This window comes from Gluconobacter sp. OJB (genome assembly GCF_039638275.1).
Classification (GTDB): Bacteria; Pseudomonadota; Alphaproteobacteria; order Acetobacterales; family Acetobacteraceae; genus Gluconobacter; species Gluconobacter cerevisiae.
On the sequence record NZ_JBDIWH010000001.1, the window covers coordinates 2014484 to 2040023 of the forward strand.

The window sequence follows — 25540 nt, forward strand, 5'->3', positions numbered from 1 at the left end:
AATTGTGACATTTGGAAGACACTCCCCGTTTTTCTGGGGAAAGATCGTTTCGGAATCCTATCCTGCGGGACGCAGGTCTTCATCTGCGCTGTAGATCTGTCGAATCCTCTTGGCCTGCGCGGGAGTGGCGGCGGCATCGTGGCTGTTACCGTTCAGATGGGGTACGACCCGGCCGTGTAGGGTGGGCACCAGATCGGGCAGGGATGAGATCTGCTCCATCAGGAAAAGCTGATCAACCGCAAGTCGACCGTTCCGGTCACAGACATAAAGGCTCTGGGGACGGAACACATGGTCCAGATCGTAAACGGATGAACAGGATTCTACGTGGTCGATGGCATCATCCAGCGTGTGGAATGAACGGTAGAGTCCGCTGACGGAGGGATGGATGCGGACCTGTGACGTTCCGCCGCGTCGGGCAAAAGACCATGCGGATACGAAACGCTTCACAGGATCGCGCCAGATCGCAAAGCTGGGCAGGGTCTGACAGAGTTCTGGTGCCACATGATGATAATAGCGCCATGTCTCATGCAGCATGACCCCGCCATAGAGCAGGTCACAGACCGACGTTCCGCCATTTTTTGGAACATGGATGAACAGCGCCCCGGCTTCCCGAATGCGTTCAAGCCGCTGAAGGCGCTTGCGGCCAAGCGGTAGCCGCAGTCGCAGATCGGCGGCACGGGCGTGGACATCGGGATACTGCTGCACTCCGAACAACTGACACAACATTCGCTGTGGCAGGCCGGGGCCTTCTGGCCCGCGACCGGAGGAGCCCGCACGAAGGATATGGCTCTCATCGGTCATCCGAACGGCAGAAGGGGGCGTCATGAACGTGTTCCTGATCCTGTCTCTGTTGAAACGGACACTGGCGGCGGCAGGAAACGGAGGCAAAGGGTAGATTGTAACGGAATGAAATCCATGTTGCGGTCTTTACTGTGTCAAATCCGACACAAAAGGTCTTTTGTATTTGACTTGCCCTTTCCGGAGCGCTTCATGACACCTGACGGTGCCCGTTTTTGCGGGTGAAAAGGGAATGCAGTGTGAAACTGCGGCTGCCCCCGCAACTGTAAATGCTGGCTGCTGCCTCACAAGGCGGGTGGCGCGATTTCAGGACATGAACCCACTGGCGCAGGCCGGGAAGGGGCCTGAAGACGGAGCATGAGCCAGGAGACCTGCCGTCAGCATGAGTTGTCCGAAGGACGGTCCGGGCGGGGTGCATCGGAACGCCGGGTCAGACCGCGCGACGGCGGGTCTGCCTCCTTCTTGAGGGCGACGCAGAACGACGAGACACTACTATCACCATGCCCCGTATCTCCTGCCTTCTCCTTGCGACGAGCATGCTTGTTGCTGTTCCGGCGCTGGCGTCCGTTCCGGTACAGGAACCGGTCTCGCCGCAGAAGCCCAAGGCATCTCCGGCTCCGAAAGCCGTTTCATCGTCCATTCCCGAGACTGTTACGGTGACGGCGAACCGCATCCCGCAGGATCTGAGCAAGGTCGGCTCACAGGTTACGGTTGTGACCCAGCGTGACATTGAACTGCTCCAGCGGCGTGATCTTGCTGACCTTCTGGCGCGCGAGCCGGGCCTGAACATGGTGCGGACGGGTGGCCCCGGTGGTACGGGCTCGATCTTCATGCGCGGCACCAACGCCAACGAAGTGAAGGTGCGGCTGGACGGGATGGACATCAACGATCCGTCCACCCCGGCCGGGGCTTTCGATACGGCGCAGTTCCTGACGGATGGGCTGGCTCGCGTGGAAATCCTGCGCGGACCGCAGAGCGGCCTGTATGGTGCGGATGCGATGGGTGGTGTCATCGACATGACGACCAAGCAGGGGCAGGGACCGCTGCATGGTTTCGTCCGGCTTGAAGGCGGTAGCTATTCCACCAAGAACCAGACGGCCGGGTTCTCGGGATCGCTGCATCGCTTTCATTATATGGTCGAAGTCTCGCATAACCATGTCGGCGATTATCAGGCCGTGCCGAAAGACATCCGCGTGCAGGTTCACGGTCATGACGTCGCGTCCAACCGTAACGACAACCGCACCGCCAATGTGCGCCTCGGCTATGACGTGACGGACAATTTCGATCTCGGCTTTACGGCTCATCTGACGCAGGCAGATTACGAATACGTCGCTGACGATTACAGTTCCTATCCAGCGCTCCCCTCAGCGCAGCAGAACGAGAGCGACCTCAAACAGGCCATTCTGCGCGGGACGGCGCATCTGAAGTCCTTCAAGGGCGTGTTCGAGCAGACGCTGGGTGTCGGGTACGTCACCTATCGCCGTCACGACATTACGGCTGGGGAAGCCAGCATCGCGTCCAATCGCGGTGACCGGCTGAAAGTGGACTGGCAGGGCCTGACGCATCTCGGCCATAACGGCTCATTCCTCGTTGGATATGATTATATCCGCGAGCGCATCCTGACGCCGATCAACGCCCAGACCACGACGAACGCCGCCTGGGGGCAGCTTGAGGGGCACTGGCACGATATTCTCTTCGGCTCGGCCAATATTCGCTACGACAACAATTCGCGTTACGGCAACTACGTGACATGGCGCGTTGCCCCGGCTGTGAAAATCCCCGGAACGGGTCTGACGCTGAAGGCCAGCGGTGGCTCGGGCTTCCACGGCCCGTCCCTGAACCAGCTTTTCGTCAGCTACCCGGCCTATTATTTCCTCGCGAACCCGAACCTGCGGGCCGAGCGCCTTTTGGGCTTTGACGCCGGGTTTGAAGAGCGCCTCCTGAATGGCAAGCTGACCTTCGGGGCCGACTATTACGGCAACCATGTTCGCAATCTCATCAACACGGCGCTGTCGGGCTACAACTACACCTATGTCAACGTGGCGCGCGCCCAGACGCATGGTGTTGAGGCATTCGTCGATTACCGCATCATCAAGAGTGTGGATCTGCGCGGCACCTATACCTGGACGGACGCCACGGATCGCAGCACGGGTGCAGCACTCGTGCGCCGCCCCCGTCACAAAGCGACGGCCAGCGTCATCTGGACGCCGACCAAGCGCCTGAGCATCACGCCGAGCCTGCTGTATGTCAGCGGCTGGCACGATCTCGACCGGTACACGTCCAGAAGCACGATTGGTCATGATTATGTGACGGTGAACATCGCGGCCGAATACAAGCTGGCCGATTTCGTCACCCTGTTCGCGCGTGGCGACAATCTGGGGAACCGGTACTATGAAAATCCGGTCGGCTACCTCCAGCCGGGCCGGTCTTTTTACGGCGGTGTGACGTTTGGCCTTTAAGGCATTCCTTCATATCTTTTCAGCTCCAATGGCAGTGCTTCTGCTGTGGGGCTGTTTTTCCGGGTCGGCCTGTGCCGGTCCGGTGCGGACGCGTATCGTCTCGCTTAATCTGTGTACGGACGAACTGCTGCTCGAACTGGCGCAACCGTCCCATATTCTCGGTCTCAGCCCGTTGGCCATGGATTGCGCGGAATCCGTCCGTTGCGAACTGGCGCAGACCTATCCCGTGCAGCGTCCTGACGGCGAGAACCTCGTCGCCACGCGTCCCGATCTCGTTCTGGACGGGACATGGCACCGCCCGACCGTCCCGCTCGTGACGAATGCCCTGCACGTTCCGTTTGTCCAGCTTCCCTCTATCGCGTCCCTTGCGGATATTCCCGTTCAGATCCGGACAGTCGCTCACGCCATTGGCGAAGAGGCGCGCGGCGAGGAGATGGTCCGCGCCTTTGAGGAGCGGCTTGAAAACCTCCGTCCCGCCCAGCCGGAAAAAACCCTGACGGCAACGGTTATCGGTGCGAACCTTGCAGGAGAAGAGGGTGGGCTGATCTCCGATCTTCTCAAACGCGCCGGGTTCCGCCTGTCCGCTTCCGAGCGTCCGGATGGCACCATCGCGCTCGAAACTCTGATCGCCCATCCGCCAGACCTTCTGGTGACCGGCATGATTTCCGAAGGTTCGTCCCTGGCCGAAAATGTTGTTCACCATCCCGCCTTGCAGGGACGATTTACAGGCGCGCACCGTCTGGCGCTGCCCGGCCGTCTGACGATGTGCGGCACACCGGAGACCCTCGATGCGCTGGAGGCGCTGATCGCCGCGCATGATCGCCTGACCGCAGCGGAGCCTTCACCATGAGCCGTTATGTTCTGACCGTCGCTGTTCTGGGGGGATTGGTTCTGGCCCTCGCCATTCTGTCGCTGGCCGCGGGCCCAGCGGGGATCGGCGTCGTTCAGGGGCTGTCCGACATGCTGCATGGCCGCGAGACGATCGCCGCGACCATCATCGGTCAGATCCGCCTGCCACGGATGATTCTCGCCCTGCTGGTTGGCAGTACGCTCGGCCTGTCGGGGGCGGCGCTTCAAGGGTTGGTCCGCAATCCGCTCGCCGATCCAGGTGTGCTCGGTATTTCGGGCTGCGGAGCACTTGGGGCGGTCCTCGTCTTTTACACCGGCGTCTCCGCAGTTTGGGCGCCTGCGCTTCCACTGGCGGCGTTGTCGGGCGCCGGGCTGGCCACGCTTCTGCTTCTGGCCCTCACGCGCGGCGGGACGCTCGTTCTGGTACTGGCCGGGGCAGCTCTGGGCTCCATGAGCGCCGCCCTTCTGGCCCTGACGCTCAATCTCGTGCCGAGCCCCTATGCGTCCTATGAAATCATGCACTGGCTGATGGGGTCCCTGTCGCGTGCGAGCCTGCATGACGTTCTGATCGCTTTGCCCGGTCTGCTCGTCGGGTCGGCGTTCCTGCTCGGGACCGGACGGTCGCTGGATGCCCTGACCCTTGGTGAAGATGTGGCCCACACGATGGGTTTTTCCCTACGCGCAGTGCAGTGGCACGTCGTGATCGGAACGGCGTTGGCTGTTGGAAGTGGTGTGGCGGTCGCGGGCGGGATTGGGTTCGTCGGCCTCGTCATGCCGCATCTGCTGCGCCCGCTCGTCGGAGCGCGTCCGTCGCGCCTGCTGCTGCCGTCTGCGTTGGGAGGGGCCGCGCTGCTTCTGGCCGCGGATCTGTTCGTGCGCCTGCCTGTCAGCGGCACTGAACTGCAACTCGGCGTCGTCACCTCTCTGATCGGAACGCCGGTTTTCTTCTGGCAGGTCTGGCGCCTGCGCGGTCGGCTGGTATGAGGCACGGATCATGATCCTCCAGACCGACACACTCCGCCTGACCCTTCAGGGGAACAGGCTTCTGTACGACATCACACTCGATGTCCGTCCCGGCGAAGTTCTCGGCGTGATCGGCCCGAATGGCGCAGGCAAAAGTACGCTCCTGCGCGTCATGGCCGGACTGCTCCGTCCCGAAACCGGCCGTGTCCTGCTGGATGGACAGAACCTGTTCTCCATGCCACCCGAACAGCGCGGGCGGCATCTGGCCTATCTCCCGCAGGACGCGCCATCCGCCATCGGCATGAGTGTGCGGGATGTCGTGACGCTCGGTCGTCTGCCCCATCGTCGCACGGCCTCGGCGGAACAGGACGCGGCTGCCGTTCAGCAGGCGCTGAATGCCTTGGGAATGAGCGCCTTCGCCGACCGCTCCTCCGCTAGTCTGTCAGGCGGTGAGCGCGCGCGCGTTCTGCTCGCCCGGGCGCTTGCGGTTGAGGCTCCTGTCCTGCTGGTGGATGAGCCAGTCGCAGCGCTCGACCCCGCTCAGGCCCTGACGGTCATGGAATTGTTTAACCGATACGCGGCGCAGGGTCAGGCGGTGGCCGTCGTCCTGCACGATCTGGCGCTCGCAGCCCGTTTCTGCACCCGGATCGCCGTGCTGTCGGAAGGTGCTCTCGTCAGCATCGGGCCGCCGTCAGACGTACTGACTGACGCGCTTTTCGCTGATGTTTACGGTGTGGCGGTGCGACGCTGCGGAGAGGTCGCCGTCCCCTGGTCGCTGGTGTCGAGGAATCGTGCGCTATAACGCCGGGCCAGCAGCGTGCAGGTGAAAAGCTGGATCTGGTGATAAATCATGAGTGGCAGCACGATGATGCCGACCGACGCTGCCGGAAAAATAACGCTCGCCATCGGCACGCCTGACGCCAGAGACTTCTTTGATCCGCAGAACTGAAGCGCAATGCTGTTTGCTGTTGTCTGTCCCAGCCCCTTGCCCATCAGGTGCGACAGACCCAGAACCAGCGCCAGCATGGCACTGTCGAGCAATGCGACTTCCAACAGATGCGCGCCCGAAACGCGATGCCAGATCCCCTCCACCACGGCGGAACTGAACGCGGTATAGACCACGACAACGATAGATCCGCGATCGGTAAACGAGATCAGGATCTTGTGCTTGCGCACGATCGGCCCGACCCATTTCTGAAGGATCTGTCCCAGCGCGAAGGGCAGCAGAAGCTCTTTGCTCACGTCGAGGATGGAACCCAGCGGCGAGTGCTCCGCCCCCACATGTCCAAGCACCAGCCCGGTCAGCAGCGGCGTCATTGCGATACCCGCAATATTGGAGACCGTCGCAGCACAGATCGCCGCCGTGACATTTCCCCCCGCAATGGAGGTCAGTGCGATGGAAGACTGCACGGTGGACGGCAGGCAGCACAGGAACAGCACGCCCGACCACAGTTCCTCGCCAAACAGCGCATCGGGAAAAACCGCCCGGAACAGCAGATGCAGCCCGACCCCAAGCACAGGAAACAGAGCGAACGTGCAGAGCAGAACGCTACCCTGAAGTTTCCAGTCCTTCACGCTGTCCACAATGGCGTGACGTTCGAGCTTCGCGCCCTGAAAGAAGAACATGAACGTGATGAGGATCGTCACGACATGCTGAAGAATATGCTCCATCTGTCCACGGCAGGGTAGAATGGAGGCCAGCGCAATCGCGCAGATCAGGGAGAAGAGAAAGGGGTCAAGGCGCTTCATGCCGCACTATGTCCGCATCCGGCCCGGACATGCAACGGTCCCGGAGGTCATATCCGGTTTGTCGCCAACCATGTGATTGGTTGCTTGCGCTCTTAGCAATGGGAGGGAAGGTAGGTCAGATATGTTGCTTCGGAAAACAGACCCATTTCCGCCCGCCGTTTGTCCAGTGTCTTTGGATTTTCTCCGCCTGCGTCGAGTGAAAATGGCGCATAATGATGGTTCTGACATGAGAGTTGTGAGCCGTAATGTTGCTTTCCGGTCGTGGCAAGCATGACGCGGTCCGTCAGCAGTGCGTAATCTGGTTTGCTGAATTTCCCCGCCCGCGCATACGGTGCAAGCTGGCGCAGGGCCCTTGTCTGAAAAGCGGGATCGTCATCGGCATGCTGGACCATCAACCATACCATGTTGGCCGCTCTGGGGCCTGCCTGTATCGTGGTTGACCACCCGTTCTTGTCCAGAAGATCTCTCACCCAGTGGCTGTTGTTCCAATCCACGTCCGTGAGTGCCTCGAGCATACGGTTTTTAAGCATTTTAAGCGTATCAGCGTCCACGCCTGACAACCTGTCCAGTGACCCCGTTCCCAAGGGACTGCGCCAGGCCTGATCGGGAATGATACGGGCAGTCGCTTCTTCCTCCAGCGTATTCTGTCCCGTCCCGTGAATGGCATTGGTTGAAGCCGTAATTCCGGCCTCATAAACCTGACAGTAGGGAAGGCTTTTGAAAAGTGCGGTATGAAATGTTTCGAAAGTTTTGAAATCGTTCGCGGCTTCTACCCCATTGAGGATCTGCGAACATAATCGATCCTGATAACCGCGATCTTCTGGAACGGACGCCTTGATCCCAAGCTTTTCCAGCTTCACATCCTGTGTCAGAGCCGCCTCATGCACGCAGGCTTTTCCATAAGCCTCAATGGCTTTCCAGTCTGCCCCCTGTTGTGCTGTTGCCCCCGGAAAAGCGCCCCGAACGAAGCTGTAATCTCCCGGATCGAAGCCCCCGCCATGAATAAAAGGGATCAGAACCGACGGTGGCGCAACGGCTCCAAATGCGGAAGGTATTGCCCCCAGAGCGGCCAGCAGGATCAACATGCGAAAACGGCTCATCATGACGACATCCTGTCAGGAAATGTTACGTCACGATGCCCTGCATCAGAGGCTCAGATCAAGACCGTAATGGTCTTAGCGGCCACACACATGCAGTCGCTCTGAAGTGCGGTGCAAGATAATCATTTCAAGGAAGTAAATGGTGCCCAAGACCGGGATCGAACCAGTGACACTGCGATTTTCAGTCGCATGCTCTACCAACTGAGCTACTTGGGCACCGAAGCTTCAGGAATAACCCCGTTGCGGAGATGGGGTGTAGCTTATCATTGCGGCGGGATCAACCCTCTCCGTCGCGATATTCGTCCTGTTCTTCGTCATTGTCCTGACGAAAGGACGGAACGCGGTATGTTCCGCTGAACCAGCGGCCCAGATCGACATCTGCACAGTGTTGGGAGCAGAAGGGGCGAAACCTTGCATCGGTGGGACGGTGACAGATCGGACAGGTGGACTCGCTCATGACAGGCTCCAGCTTGCAGGGGGGGCGTTGGGGTCAAGGACAAGGTTTAGCGTCCGCGCGCGCCGAGAGATGAACTCTGCGAGCGCCTCAGGGTCACTTTCCAGCGCCTTAATGAGGCTGATCGAGGCCGTCAGCGTCTGGCCCGGGCGCTCTTCGCGCAGGATCGTCCGTAGGATGGACAGGGCCTGACCCTGCGGGGAAGACAGAAGTTCATGTAAAGGAGGGCGACGGCGCGGGCGCGTCAACTCCAGCAGGCCGGATGGTGTCGCGCCGAGCACTTCCGGTTTGAGCGGATCTCCGGATAGCGCTTCTCGGAAAAACGGTGCCAAAGCCGCACGTTTGCGTGTCTTTACACCTGCCGGATCTACCAGAATTGTGCCTGAGAGGTTCCGCAGACGGATCTGCCGTGCCAGCTCGGGAAAAGCCGCGACATTCCCTTTGAAGTCAGGAGCGCCAGTGCTGTCGAGGTCAATGGCAATCAGGGCGGGGGTCGGAAAAAAACTGGCGGTCAGCAGACCCAGATCGGCTTCGGAACTGCCAAGACTGTCAAAATCGGCCTCAAGCGCACCATCAAACGCCTGCTGGCAGCGCTGAAGGCGTGGACGCAGGCGGATGGGCAGTTTTGCCGCAATACCCGGATCGTCCACGAAAATTGGCGCATCCGGATAGCGGTCCGCCAGTTCGTCCAGCGGGGTCGGGCCGCGTTCCAGCAGTTTGGGGGCGGAGGGGGGTTCAGCGGGCATGTCGGCCCGGCGCAGGCGCAGACCCTTGCCGTTCTGGGCCGAACGACTGACACGCGCTGCGGTCAGAGCGCCTTCGATCAGGGCGTCGCGGGTGGAGAGAAAACCACTCTGGCCATCTTCGAGCAGAACGAACGCGCCACCCAGAGCTGGAGCTGTTTTCTGGACGCGGACAACGTGCCAGTCTTCCAGACCATCCGGGCAGCCGGGACGCCAGAGTGTGACGTCCAGCAGCGTGTCATGATCCGTGACGGCAATCCGCACTTCGCCCGGAGAACAGGCTGCGCGGATTTCAGTCATGCGATCCAGCCGCCTGACGGCTTACCCACCGGTTGCCCGCGCAGGAGCTGCGCAGTTTCAAACAAAGGTAGCCCCACAACGGCGGAATAGCTGCCGCCAATCTGGCGGATATGGGCAGCGGCGGCACCCTGAATGGCATAACCGCCCGCCTTGCCCTTCCAGTCCCCCTGCGCGATCAGGGCATCGATCTGCGCATCGGTCAGGCGATGGAAGATGACGGAGGTTTCCACCAGCCGCTCGCAGGAATTGCCTTGCGGCCATCCTGCACTCGGACGCAGGACCACGGCAGTCAGCACTTTGTGGCGGCGGCCTGACAGCAGCTTCAGGCAGGCGCGGGCCGTCTTTTCGTCTTCGGCTTTTGGCAGGATGCGCCGACCGAGCGACACCACGGTATCCGCGCCGAGGATGAGCGCTGCATCCGTGCGCTGCGCGACCACATGCTCCGCTTTCTGGCGGGCGAGGCGCTGCGCGAGCGGGCGCGGCAGTTCGCCGGGGCGCGGTTCTTCGTCGATATCGGCGCTCACGACGGCGTCGGGCACGATGCCGATCTGTTCCAGCAGGCTCAGGCGGCGCGGGGAGGCGGAAGCCAGAACGAGCTTCGGACGGTCCAAAAGGCCGGATGACCCTTCTGCGGAAGACGGGGATGCGGTCATGCGGCGGACTGTCTTACTTGAAGCGGAACGTGATCCGTCCCTTGGACAGGTCGTAGGGCGTCATTTCGACGTTGACGCGGTCACCGGCCAGAACACGGATACGGTTCTTGCGCATCTTGCCGCTCGTATGAGCGAGGATGGTGTGCTCGTTGTCGAGCGTGACGCGGAACATGGCGTTGGGAAGCAGTTCCATGACGGTGCCGGTAAACTCGATCAGGTCTTCTTTTGACATGTGAATCCTTGCTTCAGGGACAGGGTAATAATCTGCGCGCGGCAGTGGCTCCGGTGCGGAGCCAGAAAATCCAGCCCGCTATGTGCGGACTGTCAGCCCAAAGGTCAAGCGCGACCGGCCCCTGTCCCGGGATTCTTGCCGTTTTTATGACGGTTCGGCGTGGTTTTCAGGAGGCTTTGCCAACGCCTTGAGCTGCGGCGCGGGCTGCCATTTTTTCTTCTTCCGTCCAGATGCGGCGTTCGCGCACCTTCTGCGGCTTGACCTGCTTGACCGGACCACCGCCAAGCACGGGCGGGCGCATGGTGGAGTTTTGGGCCTTTTCGCAGTGCCATTCATGGCTGTCATGAACGTCCAGAGTCCGGCCGATCTCACGCTCCACGGCATGGAGCCAGGCGCGCTGTTCGGCATCGCAGAGCGTGATGGCGAAACCGCTGCGTCCCGCACGGCCCGTCCGTCCGATCCGGTGAACATAGCTTTCCGGCAGGCTCGGCAGGTCATGGTTGATGACATGCGTGACCGTATCGACGTCAATGCCACGCGCCGCGATATCGGTTGCCACCAGAACCTGCACGTCGCCTTCGCGGAACGCATTCAGCGCCCGCTCACGCTGACCCTGCGACCGGTTGCCGTGCAGAGCCTCGGCTGTAATGCCGGACTCGGTCAGGAAGGTGCAGACCTCGTTGGCGATGTTCTTCTGCAATGTGAAGACAACAGCCTGACCGATGCCCGGCGTCTGAAGCTGGGACAGAAGGGCCGCTTTCTTGTTGGACGCATCCATAAACATGACCGACTGCGCGATGCGGTCCACCGTGGTGGAAGGCGGTGCGATCTCGACCTTGGCCGGGTCGTGCAGGAGGCTCTCGACGAGGGCCGTAATGGATTTCGGCATCGTGGCGGAAAACAGCACCGTGTGCCGGTCTGCGGGGAGCGTTGCAACAATGCGTTCGATGGGTTTTGCAAAGCCCATGTCCAGCATCTGGTCAGCTTCATCCAGCACGAGCGCTTCAAGCTGCGACAGATCGCACAGGCCCTGCTCAATCAGGTCCAGCAGACGTCCCGGTGCAGCGACGATGATGTCCACGCCCTCTTCAAGCGCCTTGACCTGATGAAACTGACTGACACCACCGAAAATCGTGGTGACGCGCACTGGCTGATGGCGGCTGAAGCTCTCGAACCCGTCCGCGATCTGCGAAACCAGTTCGCGCGTGGGTGCCAGAACCAGAATGCGCGCGCCGTTTTTAGGGGCCGGGCACGGGGTTTCGGCAAGCCGGTGCAGCAGCGGGAGCGCGAAAGAGGCCGTCTTGCCCGTGCCGGTCTGCGCCAGTCCAAGCAGATCGCGGCCTTCCAGCAGAAACGGGATGGACTGGGCCTGAATGGGTGTCGGCTTGACGTAGCCTGCGTCGTCCAGAGCGCGAAGGATCGTGGGCGCAAGGCCGAGATCGGCAAAAGTCACGGACATAATAAAGCGGCGCCTCCGGCGCTGAGTAAAGCTGCGCCTGATGGGGCTTCGCGGATTCAGAAAACGGGCTTGTACGAATGATGCCTCCCGCCGTCAACGCGGTGGAAAGACGTGCAGACTCAGTTCGTCAGGACAGTTTGGAAATATCGCGCATGGCGACGACCAGATTCATATGCGACGCCAGAAGTCTCTGCGGCAGGGACGGCAGATAAATCCGGATAGCCTCAAGCCGTTTGGAGTCCGGAAGGGCCGCAAATGGCGTGCGCGACCCCGGACCGTCACTTCCTGCGTCATAGCTTTTTGCAATCGCGGCAAGCAGCGTCGCGGGGATGGAAGCCAGAAGCGCTTTCTGCGCCGGGTTCAGAAGACGGTCCCGCAGGGGGCCGGAGAGCGTGCGCTCTTCGGCTATTTTCGGAGCTTCGTAAGGCTTGAGCTGGCTCAGCGGAAACTCGACCTCCACGCCATTGGCCTGCTCCACATAGCCGGTGGTGCCGTCGATATCGACCAGCCTGCCGTCATGCGCGCCCTTCAGGTCCGAAACACGATCACCGATCGACAGGCGGGCCATCAGTTCTTCTCCAGTCGGGCTGACAGGCTGAGGGCATGGGCATCCAGTCCTTCGGCGGTCGCCAGAGCCACACCGGCCGGGCCGATCCGGCGCAGACCGGCTGCGTCGGTTTCGATGGTGGTGGTGCGCTTGATGAAGTCGAACACCGACAGACCGGAGGCGAACCGCGCCGTGCGGCTGGTCGGCAGGACGTGATTCGGACCGCCGACATAATCGCCCACGGCTTCGGGGCAGTTGCGGCCCATGAAGATCGCACCCGCATGGCGGACCATGGCCGAGAAGGCGCGCGGGGCGTCGAGCATGACTTCCAGATGTTCGGGTGCCAGCGCATTCACGATCTTGGCGGCTTCTTCAAGCGAACGCACGACGATGATCGCGCCATGATCGTCCCAGCTTTTTGTGGCGATGGCCGTGCGCGGGAGCGTTTCCAGCTCTTTGCGGACGGCCTCGGCGGCGCGCTCTGCGAAGGCAGCATCCGTCGTCACGAGAATGGCCTGAGCCTGCTCGTCATGTTCGGCCTGTGCGAGCAGATCAAGCGCGACAAGGCGCGGATCGTTCTGCCCGTCAGCCACGACCACGACTTCGGACGGCCCGGCGATGCTGTCGATGCCGACATGGCCAAAGACCTGCCGCTTGGCTTCTGCGACATACGCATTGCCCGGCCCGACGATGCGGTCCACCGGGTCGATAAGGTCCGTACCGAACGCCATGGCGCCCACGGCCTGAGCGCCACCGATGCGGTAGATTTCCGTTACGCCGCAGAGTTGCGCGGCTGCAAGAACCAGCGGGTTCAGCACGCCGTCCGGGGCCGGGACACACATGGCCAGCCGCTTCACACCCGCCACGCGGGCGGGCAAGGCGTTCATCAATACGGAGGACGGATAGGCCGCCTTGCCGCCCGGAACATAGAGCCCGACCGCATCCAGTGGGGTCCAGCGCATGCCGAGACGGATGCCGTCTTCGTCCGTGAAGTCCAGATCCTTGGGCATCTGGGCGGCATGGAACGTCTCGATCCGGCGGGCGGCGGTGCGGAGGGCGTCCATCAGGTCCGAGGGCACGCGCGCGGCTTCGGACGCGATTTCTTCCGCGCTGATTCGCAGCTTGTCAGCTGGTAGCGTTAGGCGGTCGAACCGGGCGGTATAGTCGCACAGGGCCTCGTCGCCCCGGCTGCGGACGTCTGCCAGGATCGCACGGACCGGTTCGGCCACGCTGCGTTCGTCGCTGCCACGCGCGGCGAGGAGTGTTGCGAAGTCTGCGGAAAAACCGGCGGCAGTCGTATCGAGGCGTTTCATCAGACCGCACCCTCCGTGGCGAGGGCTGTGCGGAAGCGCTCGATCAGGGCGCTGATTTCTTCAGGCCGGGTCTTGAGCGCGACGCGGTTGACGATCAGGCGGCTCGTGACATGGGCGATGGTCTCGGTTTCCATCAGGCCATTGGCGCGCAGGGTGGAGCCGGTATCGACCAGATCAACAATCACGCTCGCCAGATCCAACGTCGGTGCGAGTTCCATCGCCCCGTTCAGATGCACGATCTCGGCGTTGATGGCGCGGGACGCGAAGTGACGGCGGGCAATGGTCGGGTATTTTGTAGCAACCCGCAGACGGGACTGACCCGTTGCGGGATCTTCGATCATGGTTTTGGGGCGCGCCACGCAAATGCGGCAGCCCCCGATGCCCAGATCGAGCGGCGCATAGATGTCCGGATAGTCGAATTCCATCAGCACATCTGCGCCGCATACGCCGATATCCGCACCGCCATACGCCACGAACGTCGCGACATCGAAGGAACGGACCCGCACGACGTCCAGATTCGGATCGGACGTGCCAAAGCGCAGGCGGCGGCTGCTTTCGGTCAGGCAGTCCGGGTCGGGCTCGATGCCCGTGCGCGTCAGGACCGGAGCGAGCGCCTTGAGAATGCGGCCCTTCGGAAGGGCGAGGATCAGCGGCGTGTGATGATGCGCGGTTGCGTCCGTTCCGTTCCGGGTCATGATCGGGGGGTCGGTCTGGAGCGCTGTCATGCGACGTCTGGTCCTTGGCTGTCCGCAGGCACTGGGAACGGCAGCGCATATCACGAAGCCGGAGTCTTCCCAAGCCTTGCGCGGTTTCAAACGGTCTTGAGTGGACTTTGACACGGAATCTTCTTGACGGACGTTCCGAAAGCGGATCACTCTTGTATGCATGTCTGCTGACATAGAAACATTACTCTTCCCCACCTCACTTTCGGAGGCCAGCGCCCTGCCGCTACGCGTTCAGATCCGCGAGCGCGTGCTGGCCGCCATCGGTGCGGGTCTGCTGAAACCCGAAGATCGCCTGCCGACTATGCGCGCGCTCGCCGTTCATCTGCGGGTGGATCTCAACACCGTTCAGCGAGCCTATGCGGAGCTTGAACGACTGGGCGCGATCCGGACGCTGCGGGCCCGGGGCAGTTTCGTCAGCGACACGCCGCCACATCCGGACGGCGCGCTCAAAGCCGCGGAAGCCCGGGCGCTCGCGGCCTCCACCATCGCCCGCAGTCAGGCCGCGGGGCTTGACCCCGAAGCGGTCGTCATCGCCATGCGCGATCTTCTCGGTCTGCCTCCCACCTCATCCGAGCCCGAGAGCGGCTCTGCCAAAGGCTGATGTCCATGCCGGATTTTCCCGTGCTTCCTTCCATGTCGCTGGTGCCATCCATGAAGCGGAAACTGCCCCTCAACACGATTTCGGCCTCCATCGCAGCGGTCGTTTTTCTGATCTCGGCCGGGCTGACAGCTCTGACGCGGCAGCCCGGCTGGGTCATCGGTGGCGTCGTGCTGGCCCTGCTCGTGCATATGTCGCTCAAGATGTGCAATTCCTGGCAGCGTGTTCTGGTTCTGCGGGCGGGAAAGATTCAGGGACTGCGCGGTCCGGGCCTGTTCCTGATCGTGCCTTTCCTTGATCAGATCGACGCCGTTGTGGACCAGCGCATCCGCACGGTGCCCGTCCATACGCGCCAGACCCTGACGCGCGATACGACGCCGGTGGATGTGGACGCGGTCGTGTTCTGGATGGTGCATGATCCGCTGCGGGCCATTACGGAACTGGACAACTACGAAGGCTCGGTCTCGATGGTCGCGCTCACGACGTTGCGCGAGGTTGTCGGCAGTTCGGATCTGGCCACGCTGCTGGAAGACCGTCGCCGTATTGACGGCGAACTGCGCGACCTTATCGAAAGCAAGACCCGCGAATGGGGCGTTACGGTTCAGTCCGTCGAAATCCGCGACGTACAGCTCCCTGACAGCCTTCAGGACGCCATGAGCCGTCAGGCGCAGGCCGAGCGCGAGCGTGCTGCCCGCGTCACACTGGCTTCAGCGGAGCGGGAAGTGGCGCATGAACTGGCGCAGGCGGCCAAGACTTACGAAGCCGCGCCGATCGCACTCCAGATTCTTCAGATCAACCGTATTTTTGAAATGAACAAGAACCGCGGCACCACCATCCTGATGCCGACGACCATGGCGGATGCCATGACATCTGCAACGGCCTTCGCCGCCGCGATGCAGACCGTTCAGCCGGAAGCAGGTGCCCCGGCTGCGACCGGTGAGGTCAGCGGCTGAAGCTGGCGACCATGTCCGGCAGATTGCGCTGACGCCGCGTTGACAGCCGCGCGGCTGTCAGGACGGAGCGCGCCTGCGAAATCGCTGTGTCCAGTTCCGAATTGATGATCGTATGATCGAATTCGGACCAGTGGGAAATCTCATTCAGCGCTGCCTGCATCCGCTTGGCGATTTCTTCCGGATGGTCCGAAGCGCGCTTGTTCAGCCGGCGTTCCAGTTCTTCCAGCGAAGGCGGCAGAACGAACAGGCTCACCACATCGTCCGGCAGGGCCGCGCGTAGAAGGCGGTGCCCCTGCCAGTCGATATCGAACACCATGTCATGTCCGGCATCCAATGCTTCCTCAACCGGTGCGCGCGGCGTGCCGTAGCCTCGACCGAAGACTTCCGCCCATTCCAGAAGCTCACCATCCGCAGCCATGCGGCGGAATTCCTCGATATCCCGGAAATGGTAATGCACACTTTCGACTTCGCCCGGACGCGGTCCGCGCGTCGTAACCGAGACGGAATGGCGCAGGGTCGGCTCCGAAGCGCGCAGGGCGTTGGCAATGGTGGACTTGCCCGCGCCAGACGGGGCCGAGATCACCAGACAGACGCCACGGCGGGGCAGTTGGGTCATGGGGTCTCCTTGGGAGTAATGAACTGGACAGGACTGTTCTGCCGAAGCGTCTAGCGTAAAAGGGGCTGTTTTGGCCAGATATTCAGAGCCTGTTCAGGGCTCTGCCCTGAAACCGGCAAAGGGACGCGGTCCCTTTGAACCCATAAATTTACGAACGGGATCAAAGGGGCGAGCCCCTTTGTGGGGCGCGGGGCAACGCCCCGATCCTCACGGCTCGGACTGAAGCTGCGCAACAATGGCACTACTGATCGTCCGCCGCGTCGGGCCACCCAGAACATGCCCGAGCGGCGCCAGCACTTCGATATGGTCACAGACAATCTTGAAGACCGCGAGCATCGGCACGGACAGGAACGCGCCGGAGATGCCCCACATCCAGTCCCAGAACAGCAGCGACCCCATGACGAAAACGGGATTGAGCGTGAAGCGCCGGGCCAGCAGCATGGGTGTGATGGTCTCGCCTTCCAGCACATGGATCAGCAGATAGATCGACGGCGGCAGGAGCGCGTAAAGCAGGGAAGGGAAGCTGAAGAGTCCGACCACGAAATAGACCACCACACCCGTGAGCGGCCCGATGATGGGAATGTAGTTCAGCAGGAAGGCCAGGACGCCCCACAGAAGCGGATTGGGCATTCCGGTCGCCCAGCACTGGATCATGTTCACCAGCCCCACACCCAGATTCATCATCGTGATCGTCACGAGATAGAGCGACACGTTCTGCTCGATCTGATTGGCCATCTCCACAAGGCGGCGTTTCTTGGCGTAGGTCGGCATGATTTCGACGCAGCGGCGCAGAAGCGTGTCGCCTTCCGTCATGAGGAAGAACAGCATCAGCAGCATCGAGAAAAAGCCGCCCGCCAGTTCACGCGTCCCCGCCAGAACGGAAGAGCCGAGCCGCGAGAGCGCCGTTTCTCCACTGATTGGTCCAGTAACGCCATGCGCCGTGCGTGCGCTGCCCGAATGACCGCTGAACATGGCGGACAGGCGCATATAGTCGTGCTGGATCATGTCGATCGGCCCGCTGAGAACGGCCAGCTTGCTCTGTAACGCGGGGAGCGTCTGTGGTGCGCGGGTGATCCAGCCAGCAGCCGGGACGGAAATCGTTGTGGCGATTCCGCCCACGACTCCGAACATCATGACGATCAACAGCAATCCTGCCAGATGTCGGGGCAGGCGCAGACGCTGGGTGAGGAATCGCATGGGTGCGATCATCAGCAGGTTCAGCACGAGCGCAAAGACGAAAGGCAGAAGGATGGGGGCCGTGAAATACAGCGAATAGAATACAGCGAGAATCGTCAGGATCAGGACACACATGTCCCGGATGTTCAGATGTTCGCGCAGCAGGTTGCGATCGAGCGTAGGGTCCGGAAAATCACCGTCCGGCAGCAGCTTTTCGCCGGGCTTCTCACGGGGCTTTTCTGACGTGGACGCCGTGTCGCTACAGGCAGGGTCGGCGGAGGACGCAATGGGACGGCCGGACATGTTTTTTGCCTGAAGCGAAAGACGGAGCAGACGGACCACCAGTTGACCCTGACGATCCGCGAAAGGACACAGTTGCGTGTTCTGCCTAAAAAACCCCTTGAACTCCAGTGGCATCAGGTCACTAAATCATGAGGAGCGCCCGTGAATACGTCATCAGACGCATTTACCGGTTTATCGTAGACTCAAGGAGAACCATCATGGCCTGGAACACACCGAAAGTTACCGAAATCCCGCTGGGCGCAGAAATCAACTCGTATGTCTGCGGCGAGAAGAAATAAGCCTCTTCCCCGAGGCCCCGTCCTTGAGGAATATGGCACGGCCGCTCCCCTTCGGAGCGGCCGTTTTCATTCATGGGAGCCGCAGGGCGCCCGATTCAGACGGTTTGTGAAAAAATGATTGATGTCATCGTGCTTGGTGCGGCGGCAGGGGGCGGTTTTCCGCAGTGGAATTCCGCAGCGCCCGGCTGTGTGGCCGCCCGCACGCGACAGGGCGCGAAAGCCCGCACCCAGGCCTCCATCGCCGTCAGCGCCGACGGAAAACGCTGGTTTATTCTCAACGCCGCGCCCGATCTGCGTCAGCAGATCATCGAGACCCCGGCCCTGCATCATCAGGGCAGTCTGCGCGGAACGCCCATTCAAGGTGTCGTTCTGACCTGCGGCGAAATCGACGCCATCACTGGGCTTCTGACGCTGCGCGAGCGCGAACCCTTCAGACTGATGGGCAGCGACTCGACGCTTCGGCAACTGGCGGACAATCCGATGTTCGGCGCGCTCGACCCTGAGATCGTACCGCGCATCCCGCTGCTTCTCAACGAACCCATGTCCCTGATGAACAAGGACGGGATTCCCTCGGGCCTGCTGCTGACGGCCTTCGCCGTGCCGGGCAAGGCTCCGCTTTATGCGGAAGCCGCAGGCTCGAAGCCCGATGAAACGCTGGGTCTGTCCATAACGGACGGGCTGAAAACGCTGCTCTTCATTCCCGGCTGCGCGCATATCACGCCGGAGATCGTGGAGCGGGTGGCTGCGGCGGATCTCGTTTTCTTCGACGGGACGCTGTGGCGGGACGACGAAATGATCCGCGCTGGGCTAAGCCCCAAGAGCGGCCAGCGGATGGGACATGTTTCGGTCAATGACGCCGGCGGCCCGGTCGAATGTTTCACGATATGTGAAAAACCTCGCAAGGTCTTGATTCATATCAACAACTCCAACCCGATTTTGTTCGAAGACAGCCCCGAACGAAAAAGCGTCGAACGCGCCGGATGGACGGTTGCGGAAGACGGCATGACTTTCAGACTGGACACACCATGACGCTCCTCACCCCTGACCAGCTTGAAGAGAGGCTTCGGCAGATCGGTGCCGAGCGGTATCACAATCGGCATCCGTTTCACCGCAAGCTGCATGACGGCAAGCTCAACCGCGCGCAGGTTCAGGCCTGGGCGCTAAACCGCTATTATTATCAGGCCCGCATCCCGGCCAAGGACGCGACCCTCCTTGCACGTCTGCCCACAGCCGAACTGCGTCGGGAATGGCGGCGCCGGATCGAGGATCATGACGGCACCGAGCCCGGAACGGGGGGTGTCGCGCGCTGGCTGATGCTGACGGATGGTCTGGGGCTGGATCGCGACTATGTGGAAAGCCTCGACGGCCTGCTTCCGGCGACGCGTTTTTCAGTCGATGCGTATGTGAACTTCGTGCGGGACCGCTCCATTCTGGCCGCCATCGCGTCCTCGCTGACGGAGCTGTTTTCGCCCACGATCATTAGCGAGCGCGTCTCGGGGATGCTGCGGCACTATGATTTCGTGTCGGAAAAGACGCTGGCCTATTTCACGCCCCGTCTGACCCAGGCGCCGCGGGATTCTGATTTCGCTCTGGCCTATGTCCGCGAAAACGCCCGTACGCCCGAGCAGCAGAAAGAAGTTCTGGAAGCTCTGGAGTTCAAGTGCTCCGTGCTGTGGACCATGCTGGATGCGCTCGATTATGCCTATGTGGATGGCCACATTCCGCCGGGCGCCTTCGTTCCATGATGGACCAGTCCTGTGTTGCGGAGGAGAGTGTTCTCTCCTTTGCGCGCGGTCATCGGCTCCAGCACGATCGCGTGAGAGACCTGTGGATCGTGCAGGCGCCTGAAAAAGCGTTTGTGACCGAAGGCTCCGCACCGCATATTCTGCGGCTTCTGGATGGAGAGCGCAGCGTCGGCGACATCATCCAGCAGCTTGCAAACGAATTTTCCGCCCCGCGTGAGGTCATTGCGAAGGATGTCCTCGCGCTTCTTTCTGAACTGACAGAAAAGAACGTCCTGCACACATGACTCTTCCTTCGCCGCCGATGAGCCTTCTGGCTGAACTGACGCATCGTTGCCCGCTTTCCTGCCCCTATTGCTCCAATCCGCTTGAACTCGAACGAAAAGCCGCCGAACTCGACACCGCCGGCTGGCGCTCTGTGCTGGAACAGGCCGCCGAACTCGGTGTGTTGCAGGTTCATTTTTCCGGCGGTGAGCCGATGGCCCGCCCCGACCTCGTCGAACTGGTCGCCCTTGCACGCAAGCTCAACCTGTATTCCAACCTGATCACCTCCGGCGTCCTGCTGGATGAAGCGAAGCTGGAGGCGTTGGACAAGGCGGGGCTGGATCATGTCCAGCTCTCTTTTCAGGACGTGACGGAAGCGGGCGCGGAGCGGATCGGTGGTCTTAAGGGGGCGCAGGCCCGCAAGATCGAGGCGGCACGGCTTATTCGGGCGTCCGGTATTCCGATGACGCTCAATTTTGTGGTGCACAGGGAAAATGTGGCCCGTATTCCCGAGATGTTTGCACTGGCGCGGGAACTTGGCGCAGGTCGGGTCGAAATTGCGCATACCCAGTATTATGGCTGGGGACTGAAAAACCGCGACGCGCTTCTGCCCAGCCGTGAGCAGCTTCAGGAGGCCACACGTGCTGTCGAGGCAGAGCGTGCGAAGGGTGGTCTTTCGGTTGATTATGTGACGCCGGATTATCATGCAGATCGGCCAAAACCCTGTATGGGAGGTTGGGGACAGCGTTTCGTGAATGTCACACCCTCAGGACGGGTGCTGCCGTGCCATGCGGCGGAAATTATTCCCGATGTTGCCTTCCCGAACGTGAAGGACAGGACCCTGTCGGATATCTGGAACTGTTCACCCCTGTTCAATATGTTCCGGGGGACGGACTGGATGCCGGAACCCTGTCGGTCCTGCGAGCGCAAGGAACAGGACTGGGGCGGATGCCGCTGTCAGGCGCTGGCGTTGACGGGAAACGCCGCCAACACCGACCCGGTCTGTAGTCTCTCGCCGTTTCATGACCGTGTGGAAAAGGCCGTGGAGGAAGCATCAGAAAAGCCGGAACTTGTGTACCGGCGTTTCTGACGGGCGGCGCTTTTCCAGCAGGGATCAGGAGCGGACGGGCACGTTGCGCAGGAAGGCCAGTGTTTCGACACAGGCCGCTGCGGCTTCGCGGCCTTTGTTTTCGGCATCTGCGCGGGAGCGGTCTACGGCCTGCTGTTCGGTGTAGGTCGTCAGGATGCCGAAAGCGATCGGCACTTCGGTGGCAAGCTGGGCCTGCATGATGCCGATGGTGGCACCCAGCGAGATGAACTCGAAATGCGCGGTGTCGCCTTTGATGACGCAGCCGAGGCAGATCACGCCCTCGTATTGGCCGGATTTCGCCAGACGCTGCGCCAGAATGGGGAGTTCGAACGCGCCCGGTGCGTCATAGACGTCCACATCGGTGATGCCGCGCTCTTCGAGCCATTCGAGCGCGCCGTTCTTCAGGCCGCCGGTGATGCTCGTGTTGAAACGGCTGGAGATGATGGCCACTTTCGGTGCGGGAGAAAGGCGCAGATCGGGGGCTACGGGGATATGCTTGCTCATGCCGGCTGTTCCTGAAGGAAGTGGCCCATCCGTGTGCGTTTGGTCGCAAGATAGGCGCGGTTGAAAGGATTGGCTTCGATTTCCAGCCGTTCGCTGGATTGTACGTCAAAGCCGAAGCGGACGAGGTTGGATTCCTTGTCCGGATTGTTCGTCAGAAGACGGAGCGAACTCACGCCCAGATGCCGCAGCAGGTCGGCTGCTGCATCCCATTCGCGGGCATCGGCGGGTAGGCCGAGGGCCTCGTTGGCCTCGACCGTGTCCATGCCATGATCCTGAAGCTCGTAGGCGCGGATCTTGTTGGCCAGTCCGATTCCGCGGCCTTCATGGCCCCGCAGATAAACCAGAACGCCGGATTCGGATGCCGAAATCCGCTCCAGAGCCTCACGGAGCTGCGCGCCGCAGTCGCAGCGCATGGAGCCGAGTGCATCGCCCGTCACACATTCCGAATGCAGACGCACCAGCGGAACGCCCTTAGACGGATCGCCCTTCACCAACGCGACATGTTCCACACCATCAACGGCGCGGAAGGCGTGGATGCGCAGATCGTGGCCGCCGAAAATGCTGGGGAGAGCGGATTCGGCCACCATTTCGCCCGCAGCCGGAACCGGCGTGCAGATCAGGTCGTGGCCCGCGATGGCATCGCGTCCGTGTTCGCGGCACCAGTCCTGAAGGTCGGCGATGCTGACGATAGGCATGTTGTGGCGTGCGGCATATTTCCGCAGTTCCGGCAGACGCATCATGCTGCCGTCATCGGCCATGATTTCGCAGATCACGCCTGCGGGCTCCAGCCCGGCCAGACGCGCGATGTCGATCGAACCTTCCGTATGACCGTTGCGGCCCAGAACACCCTCGGGATGGGCGCGGAGCGGGAAGATGTGACCCGGTGAGACGAGATCGTCTGGCTTGGCTGCGGGGTTGGCGGCGATGACAATCGTGCGGGCGCGGTCGGCGGCGGAAATACCGGTCGTCACGCCTGTTGCCGCTTCGATCGAGACCGTGAAGGCCGTGCCGCGCGGGTCGCGGTTGCGGGCCACCATGGGGGGGAGGGCCAGACGGTCTGCCTGTTCGGCTTCCAGCGGCAGGCAGATCAGGCCGCGCGCCTCACGGACCATGAAGTTGATGGCTTCCGGTGTGGCGAACTGCGCCGCCATGACCAGATCGCCCTCGTTCTCCCGGTTTTCGTCATCGACCATGACGACCATGCCGCCAGCGCGGACGGCCTCGATGGCGGCTTTCAGGGACGGCTTCATGAGGGCACCTTTCCAAGGCTGGGGGAGAACCGCAGCAGGTTCTCGACATATTTGGACAGCACATCGACCTCCACATCCATCCGGTCTCCGACCGACAGCGTGGAGAGGTTGGTGTGTTCCCATGTGTGCGGGATGATCGTCAGGCCAACTTCGAAACCGGCCTGATTGCCGCGCGTGATGTCGTCATGCAGATCGTTCACCGTCAGGCTGATGCCGTCGAAGGTGATGGAGCCTTTTTCCACGACATACTGGCGCAGTGCCTGTGGGACGAACACGCGCAGGGCATAGGAATCGCCTGCTTTTTCAACGCTGGCGAGGGTCGCCACGCCGTCCACATGGCCCTGAACGATATGGCCCGAAAGGCGCGTGCTGGCCGCGACGGCGCGTTCCAGATTGACGCGTGATCCGGCTTTGAGCTGATCCAGAGGGGTGCGGGAGAGCGTCTCGCCGCTGAGATGGAATGTTGCCACGCCTGCTGAATCGAAGGTCTCGACTGTCAGACAGACGCCGTTGACGGCCACGCTCTCGCCGAGTTCCAGATCGGGAAAGCCGGTCTCTACGGTCAGGTCCATGGCCTTGTCGCGGACGGAGGCGGCGCGGACTGTACCCAGACGCTCTATGATTCCAGAGAACATGCGTTTTCCCTCAGCAGTTGCAGCGGGCTTTCGTCCCGCGATTTCAGATCGATGCGGTCAGCGCCCGCAGTTTTATGAATGGTGAGCCAGTCGTCCCACAGCCCGGCCTCGGCAACGGAGGCCAGTAGGGACGGTCCCGCCTCGATCATTGCCCAGTTCGCGCCGCGCCCCGCCAGCAGGGTCGGGACGGAGAGCAGGTCGGGTGTCGGGATGACCTCAAAGCCGGTTTCCGTCATCTCGGCAATCCAGTCTGCTGGAAGGCGGCCGTGGCGGTCGCAGACGACCAGAAGGCGCGGTTTGCGGCCCTCGTGGTCCGGGACATGCCGGACTGTGAAGCGCGGGCGGTCCGCCAGAACGGTGCCGATCCCGGTGATGATTGCGTCCGTCGCCCGGCGCAGGCGATGCGCGAGGGTGAGCGAGGCCGGGGAGGTGAAGGTTTTCTGGCCCGGCGGCGGTACCATGGAGCCGTGTTCGTCCAGTGCCTGTTTGACACTGATCCATGGACGATGTCGGACGACGCGGCTTGCGAAAGGCGCCAGAAGAGCCCGGCAGTCCTGTGCCAGATCGGCCATGTCTGGCCGGTCCGCAAGCATGACCACGCGTTTTGCGCCGGGCTCTTCGCACAGCCGGCCGGCTCCACCCGATGCCTGCGGGTTTGGGTCGGCCGCACCAATCCAGACCTCCCGAACCGGGCTGTTGCGCAGGGCTTCGCTGCACGGAGGGGTGCGCCCGGTGTGATTGCAGGGCTCCAGCGTGACAAGCGCCACCCGTGCCTGATCCAGCACACCCGCTGTCCGGGCCTGCGCCAGAGCCATCGCTTCGGCATGGGGCTGCCCCGCGCGTGGATGAACGCCGACTGTCAGCACACGCCCTTCGGCATCCAGCAGCGCACATCCGACGGAAGGGTTGGGCGCTGTGGCACCAAAAGTCTCGACAGCCTGTGAGATGGCCGCACGAAACCCGTCGCGAATGGCGCTTGGAGCGATAGTGTCGGAAAGGGTGGTCTGGTTAGCCAAGTTGCGTCTTCTGGTCCCGTTACGATCGGGACGTCCGCAAGGCGCACGCCGCCCTCAACCGGAACGGAAAACAGGCGGGACGGCACGCGCCCAACCTGTCCGCGACCGGACAAGTGCTGCGTTCTCTTCCATCCGGACTATGACCGTCGGCTCCGGAGTCTCACCGGATCTGCTTGTCCCTTCCGGACCGAAATCCGAAAGGCGCTCGCGGGCTGAGGCGGAGAAATCCGCCAATACCGCCGGTGGGGAGTTTCACCCCGCCCTGAGAACGTCTGTATTCACTCGAACTATGGAACCGTCTGGACGGGAATGACAAGCAAAAATCTACACAGGTCCTTTTCCGAAGACGCAGTCAGGACGTGCGGATACAAAAAAACCGCCGGTCGTGGACCGGCGGTTCTGAAAGCCCGGAGCGGGTTTTCGGAAAACTCAGTTCGGGGAAGCGTTCGTGTGACGCTCGATCGCGCCCTGCGTTGCATTGGCGCCGCGGGAGACGTTGTGACCGACGGAGCTCACGTCCTGACCAGCGCCGCGCACGGTGTTGCAGGCGGACAGCGTGACGGCCGAGCCCGAAAGAAGAGCCAGAGACAGGGCAATGCGTGCGATGGACTTGGTGGACATAGAAAAAATCCTCTTAAAGAGCGTTTCGGCCATTAAACGACATTTCATGACAATGGTTCGCGGACTTGGGAGAAATTTTTTCAGGGTGCCACCGGTCCGGATTGAAAGTCGTCTCATCCGTTCTGAACGAATGGCGCTGTCGGACGCTTT

General features: G+C 61.8%; 29 protein-coding genes, 1 tRNA gene and 2 riboswitches. Of the genes, 11 read left to right on the forward strand and 19 right to left on the reverse strand.

Annotated elements, in window-relative coordinates; translation table 11 throughout:
• Nucleotides 1-57: 57 nt before the first annotated feature.
• Nucleotides 58-825, reverse strand: coding sequence for a sulfotransferase family 2 domain-containing protein (locus ABDK74_RS09285; protein WP_346003579.1), 768 nt, complete (start codon nt 823-825; stop codon nt 58-60).
• Between the two features lie 159 nt (nt 826-984).
• Nucleotides 985-1192, forward strand: a riboswitch (cobalamin riboswitch).
• A 106-nt stretch (nt 1193-1298) separates the two neighbouring features.
• Between ABDK74_RS09285 and ABDK74_RS09290 the strand changes: the two genes are divergently transcribed.
• Genes ABDK74_RS09290 through ABDK74_RS09305 form a run of 4 tightly spaced genes read left to right on the forward strand, consistent with a single transcriptional unit; the run spans nt 1299 to nt 5871 of the window.
• Nucleotides 1299-3257 (forward strand): TonB-dependent receptor domain-containing protein, encoded by a 1959-nt coding sequence (locus ABDK74_RS09290; protein WP_346003580.1) that lies wholly within the window; start codon nt 1299-1301, stop codon nt 3255-3257.
• 28 nt (nt 3258-3285) lie between these two features.
• A complete protein-coding gene (locus ABDK74_RS09295) occupies nt 3286-4107 on the forward strand; it encodes an ABC transporter substrate-binding protein (protein ID WP_346003581.1) in 822 nt (273 codons plus the stop codon).
• Nucleotides 4104-5090, forward strand: coding sequence for an iron ABC transporter permease (locus ABDK74_RS09300; protein ID WP_346003582.1), 987 nt, complete (start codon nt 4104-4106; stop codon nt 5088-5090). Before ABDK74_RS09295 ends, ABDK74_RS09300 begins: the two co-directional genes overlap by 4 nt.
• A gap of 10 nt (nt 5091-5100) precedes the next feature.
• On the forward strand, nt 5101-5871 hold the full coding sequence (locus tag ABDK74_RS09305; RefSeq protein WP_346003583.1) for an ABC transporter ATP-binding protein: 771 nt from the start codon (nt 5101-5103) through the stop codon (nt 5869-5871).
• On the opposite strand, the gene ABDK74_RS09310 is transcribed toward ABDK74_RS09305, so the two are convergent.
• The 11 genes from ABDK74_RS09310 to hisG all read right to left on the reverse strand — a co-directional run bounded on the left by ABDK74_RS09310 (nt 5796) and on the right by hisG (nt 14344).
• On the reverse strand, nt 5796-6818 hold the full coding sequence (locus tag ABDK74_RS09310) for a bile acid:sodium symporter family protein (RefSeq protein WP_346003584.1): 1023 nt from the start codon (nt 6816-6818) through the stop codon (nt 5796-5798). The genes ABDK74_RS09305 and ABDK74_RS09310 overlap by 76 nt on opposite strands.
• Nucleotides 6819-6910: 92 nt before the next feature.
• Nucleotides 6911-7921: a DUF6624 domain-containing protein gene (locus ABDK74_RS09315; protein WP_346003585.1), complete on the reverse strand. Its 1011-nt coding sequence runs from the start codon at nt 7919-7921 to the stop codon at nt 6911-6913.
• 137 nt (nt 7922-8058) lie between these two features.
• A tRNA-Phe gene (locus ABDK74_RS09320) sits at nt 8059-8134 on the reverse strand.
• Nucleotides 8135-8195: 61 nt separating this feature from the next.
• The gene (locus tag ABDK74_RS09325; RefSeq protein ID WP_346003586.1) at nt 8196-8375 is read right to left on the reverse strand and encodes a DNA gyrase inhibitor YacG; all 180 of its coding nucleotides are present in this window, start codon (nt 8373-8375) and stop codon (nt 8196-8198) included.
• Nucleotides 8372-9415: a ribonuclease E/G gene (locus ABDK74_RS09330; RefSeq protein WP_346003587.1), complete on the reverse strand. Its 1044-nt coding sequence runs from the start codon at nt 9413-9415 to the stop codon at nt 8372-8374. Before ABDK74_RS09330 ends, ABDK74_RS09325 begins: the two co-directional genes overlap by 4 nt.
• A complete protein-coding gene (locus tag ABDK74_RS09335) occupies nt 9412-10068 on the reverse strand; it encodes a Maf family protein (protein ID WP_346003588.1) in 657 nt (218 codons plus the stop codon). Before ABDK74_RS09335 ends, ABDK74_RS09330 begins: the two co-directional genes overlap by 4 nt.
• A gap of 13 nt (nt 10069-10081) precedes the next feature.
• Nucleotides 10082-10300, reverse strand: a complete 219-nt coding sequence (gene infA, locus ABDK74_RS09340; RefSeq protein WP_007282896.1) for a translation initiation factor IF-1 — start codon at nt 10298-10300, stop codon at nt 10082-10084.
• A 166-nt stretch (nt 10301-10466) separates the two neighbouring features.
• Nucleotides 10467-11759, reverse strand: coding sequence for a DEAD/DEAH box helicase (locus ABDK74_RS09345; RefSeq protein WP_346003589.1), 1293 nt, complete (start codon nt 11757-11759; stop codon nt 10467-10469).
• A gap of 127 nt (nt 11760-11886) precedes the next feature.
• Nucleotides 11887-12327, reverse strand: a complete 441-nt coding sequence (locus ABDK74_RS09350) for a hypothetical protein (RefSeq protein ID WP_346003590.1) — start codon at nt 12325-12327, stop codon at nt 11887-11889.
• The gene (gene hisD, locus ABDK74_RS09355) at nt 12327-13619 is read right to left on the reverse strand and encodes a histidinol dehydrogenase (protein WP_346003591.1); all 1293 of its coding nucleotides are present in this window, start codon (nt 13617-13619) and stop codon (nt 12327-12329) included. Before hisD ends, ABDK74_RS09350 begins: the two co-directional genes overlap by 1 nt.
• On the reverse strand, nt 13619-14344 hold the full coding sequence (gene hisG, locus ABDK74_RS09360) for an ATP phosphoribosyltransferase (protein WP_408874476.1): 726 nt from the start codon (nt 14342-14344) through the stop codon (nt 13619-13621). Before hisG ends, hisD begins: the two co-directional genes overlap by 1 nt.
• A 160-nt stretch (nt 14345-14504) precedes the next feature.
• On the opposite strand from hisG, the gene ABDK74_RS09365 reads away from it, so the two are divergent.
• A complete protein-coding gene (locus ABDK74_RS09365) occupies nt 14505-14945 on the forward strand; it encodes a GntR family transcriptional regulator (RefSeq protein ID WP_194255477.1) in 441 nt (146 codons plus the stop codon).
• Between the two features lie 5 nt (nt 14946-14950).
• Nucleotides 14951-15895 carry a slipin family protein gene (locus tag ABDK74_RS09370; protein WP_346003592.1) on the forward strand — a complete coding sequence of 315 codons (945 nt, stop codon included), beginning with the start codon at nt 14951-14953 and terminating at the stop codon, nt 15893-15895.
• Here the strand turns inward: ABDK74_RS09370 and gmk are convergent.
• A complete protein-coding gene (gene gmk, locus ABDK74_RS09375; protein ID WP_346003593.1) occupies nt 15885-16511 on the reverse strand; it encodes a guanylate kinase in 627 nt (208 codons plus the stop codon). The genes ABDK74_RS09370 and gmk overlap by 11 nt on opposite strands.
• Before the next feature lie 207 nt (nt 16512-16718).
• The gene (locus tag ABDK74_RS09380) at nt 16719-17990 is read right to left on the reverse strand and encodes an AI-2E family transporter (RefSeq protein WP_408874477.1); all 1272 of its coding nucleotides are present in this window, start codon (nt 17988-17990) and stop codon (nt 16719-16721) included.
• Between the two features lie 197 nt (nt 17991-18187).
• Between ABDK74_RS09380 and pqqA the strand changes: the two genes are divergently transcribed.
• From pqqA to pqqE, 5 genes are all read left to right on the forward strand, one after another.
• On the forward strand, nt 18188-18268 hold the full coding sequence (pqqA, locus tag ABDK74_RS09385) for a pyrroloquinoline quinone precursor peptide PqqA (protein ID WP_010502998.1): 81 nt from the start codon (nt 18188-18190) through the stop codon (nt 18266-18268).
• A 114-nt stretch (nt 18269-18382) separates the two neighbouring features.
• A complete protein-coding gene (gene pqqB, locus ABDK74_RS09390) occupies nt 18383-19297 on the forward strand; it encodes a pyrroloquinoline quinone biosynthesis protein PqqB (RefSeq protein WP_346003594.1) in 915 nt (304 codons plus the stop codon).
• Nucleotides 19294-20013 (forward strand): pyrroloquinoline-quinone synthase PqqC, encoded by a 720-nt coding sequence (gene pqqC / locus ABDK74_RS09395; protein ID WP_099285968.1) that lies wholly within the window; start codon nt 19294-19296, stop codon nt 20011-20013. The genes pqqB and pqqC overlap by 4 nt, the downstream gene beginning before the upstream one ends.
• Nucleotides 20010-20297, forward strand: a complete 288-nt coding sequence (gene pqqD / locus ABDK74_RS09400) for a pyrroloquinoline quinone biosynthesis peptide chaperone PqqD (protein ID WP_346003595.1) — start codon at nt 20010-20012, stop codon at nt 20295-20297. Before pqqC ends, pqqD begins: the two co-directional genes overlap by 4 nt.
• The gene (pqqE, locus tag ABDK74_RS09405; protein ID WP_346003596.1) at nt 20294-21364 is read left to right on the forward strand and encodes a pyrroloquinoline quinone biosynthesis protein PqqE; all 1071 of its coding nucleotides are present in this window, start codon (nt 20294-20296) and stop codon (nt 21362-21364) included. The genes pqqD and pqqE overlap by 4 nt, the downstream gene beginning before the upstream one ends.
• A gap of 24 nt (nt 21365-21388) precedes the next feature.
• On the opposite strand, the gene ribH is transcribed toward pqqE, so the two are convergent.
• The 5 genes from ribH to ABDK74_RS09430 all read right to left on the reverse strand — a co-directional run bounded on the left by ribH (nt 21389) and on the right by ABDK74_RS09430 (nt 25390).
• Complete coding sequence (gene ribH / locus ABDK74_RS09410) at nt 21389-21868, reverse strand: 6,7-dimethyl-8-ribityllumazine synthase (RefSeq protein WP_346003597.1); 480 nt, start codon at nt 21866-21868, stop codon at nt 21389-21391.
• Nucleotides 21865-23118: a 3,4-dihydroxy-2-butanone-4-phosphate synthase gene (ribB, locus tag ABDK74_RS09415; RefSeq protein WP_346003598.1), complete on the reverse strand. Its 1254-nt coding sequence runs from the start codon at nt 23116-23118 to the stop codon at nt 21865-21867. The genes ribH and ribB overlap by 4 nt, the downstream gene beginning before the upstream one ends.
• Complete coding sequence (locus tag ABDK74_RS09420; protein ID WP_346003599.1) at nt 23115-23753, reverse strand: riboflavin synthase; 639 nt, start codon at nt 23751-23753, stop codon at nt 23115-23117. The genes ribB and ABDK74_RS09420 overlap by 4 nt, the downstream gene beginning before the upstream one ends.
• Nucleotides 23735-24769, reverse strand: a complete 1035-nt coding sequence (ribD, locus tag ABDK74_RS09425; RefSeq protein ID WP_346003600.1) for a bifunctional diaminohydroxyphosphoribosylaminopyrimidine deaminase/5-amino-6-(5-phosphoribosylamino)uracil reductase RibD — start codon at nt 24767-24769, stop codon at nt 23735-23737. Before ribD ends, ABDK74_RS09420 begins: the two co-directional genes overlap by 19 nt.
• A 116-nt stretch (nt 24770-24885) precedes the next feature.
• Nucleotides 24886-25043: riboswitch (FMN riboswitch) on the reverse strand.
• Between the two features lie 155 nt (nt 25044-25198).
• Nucleotides 25199-25390 carry an entericidin A/B family lipoprotein gene (locus ABDK74_RS09430; protein ID WP_062027319.1) on the reverse strand — a complete coding sequence of 64 codons (192 nt, stop codon included), beginning with the start codon at nt 25388-25390 and terminating at the stop codon, nt 25199-25201.
• Nucleotides 25391-25540 lie beyond the last annotated feature (150 nt).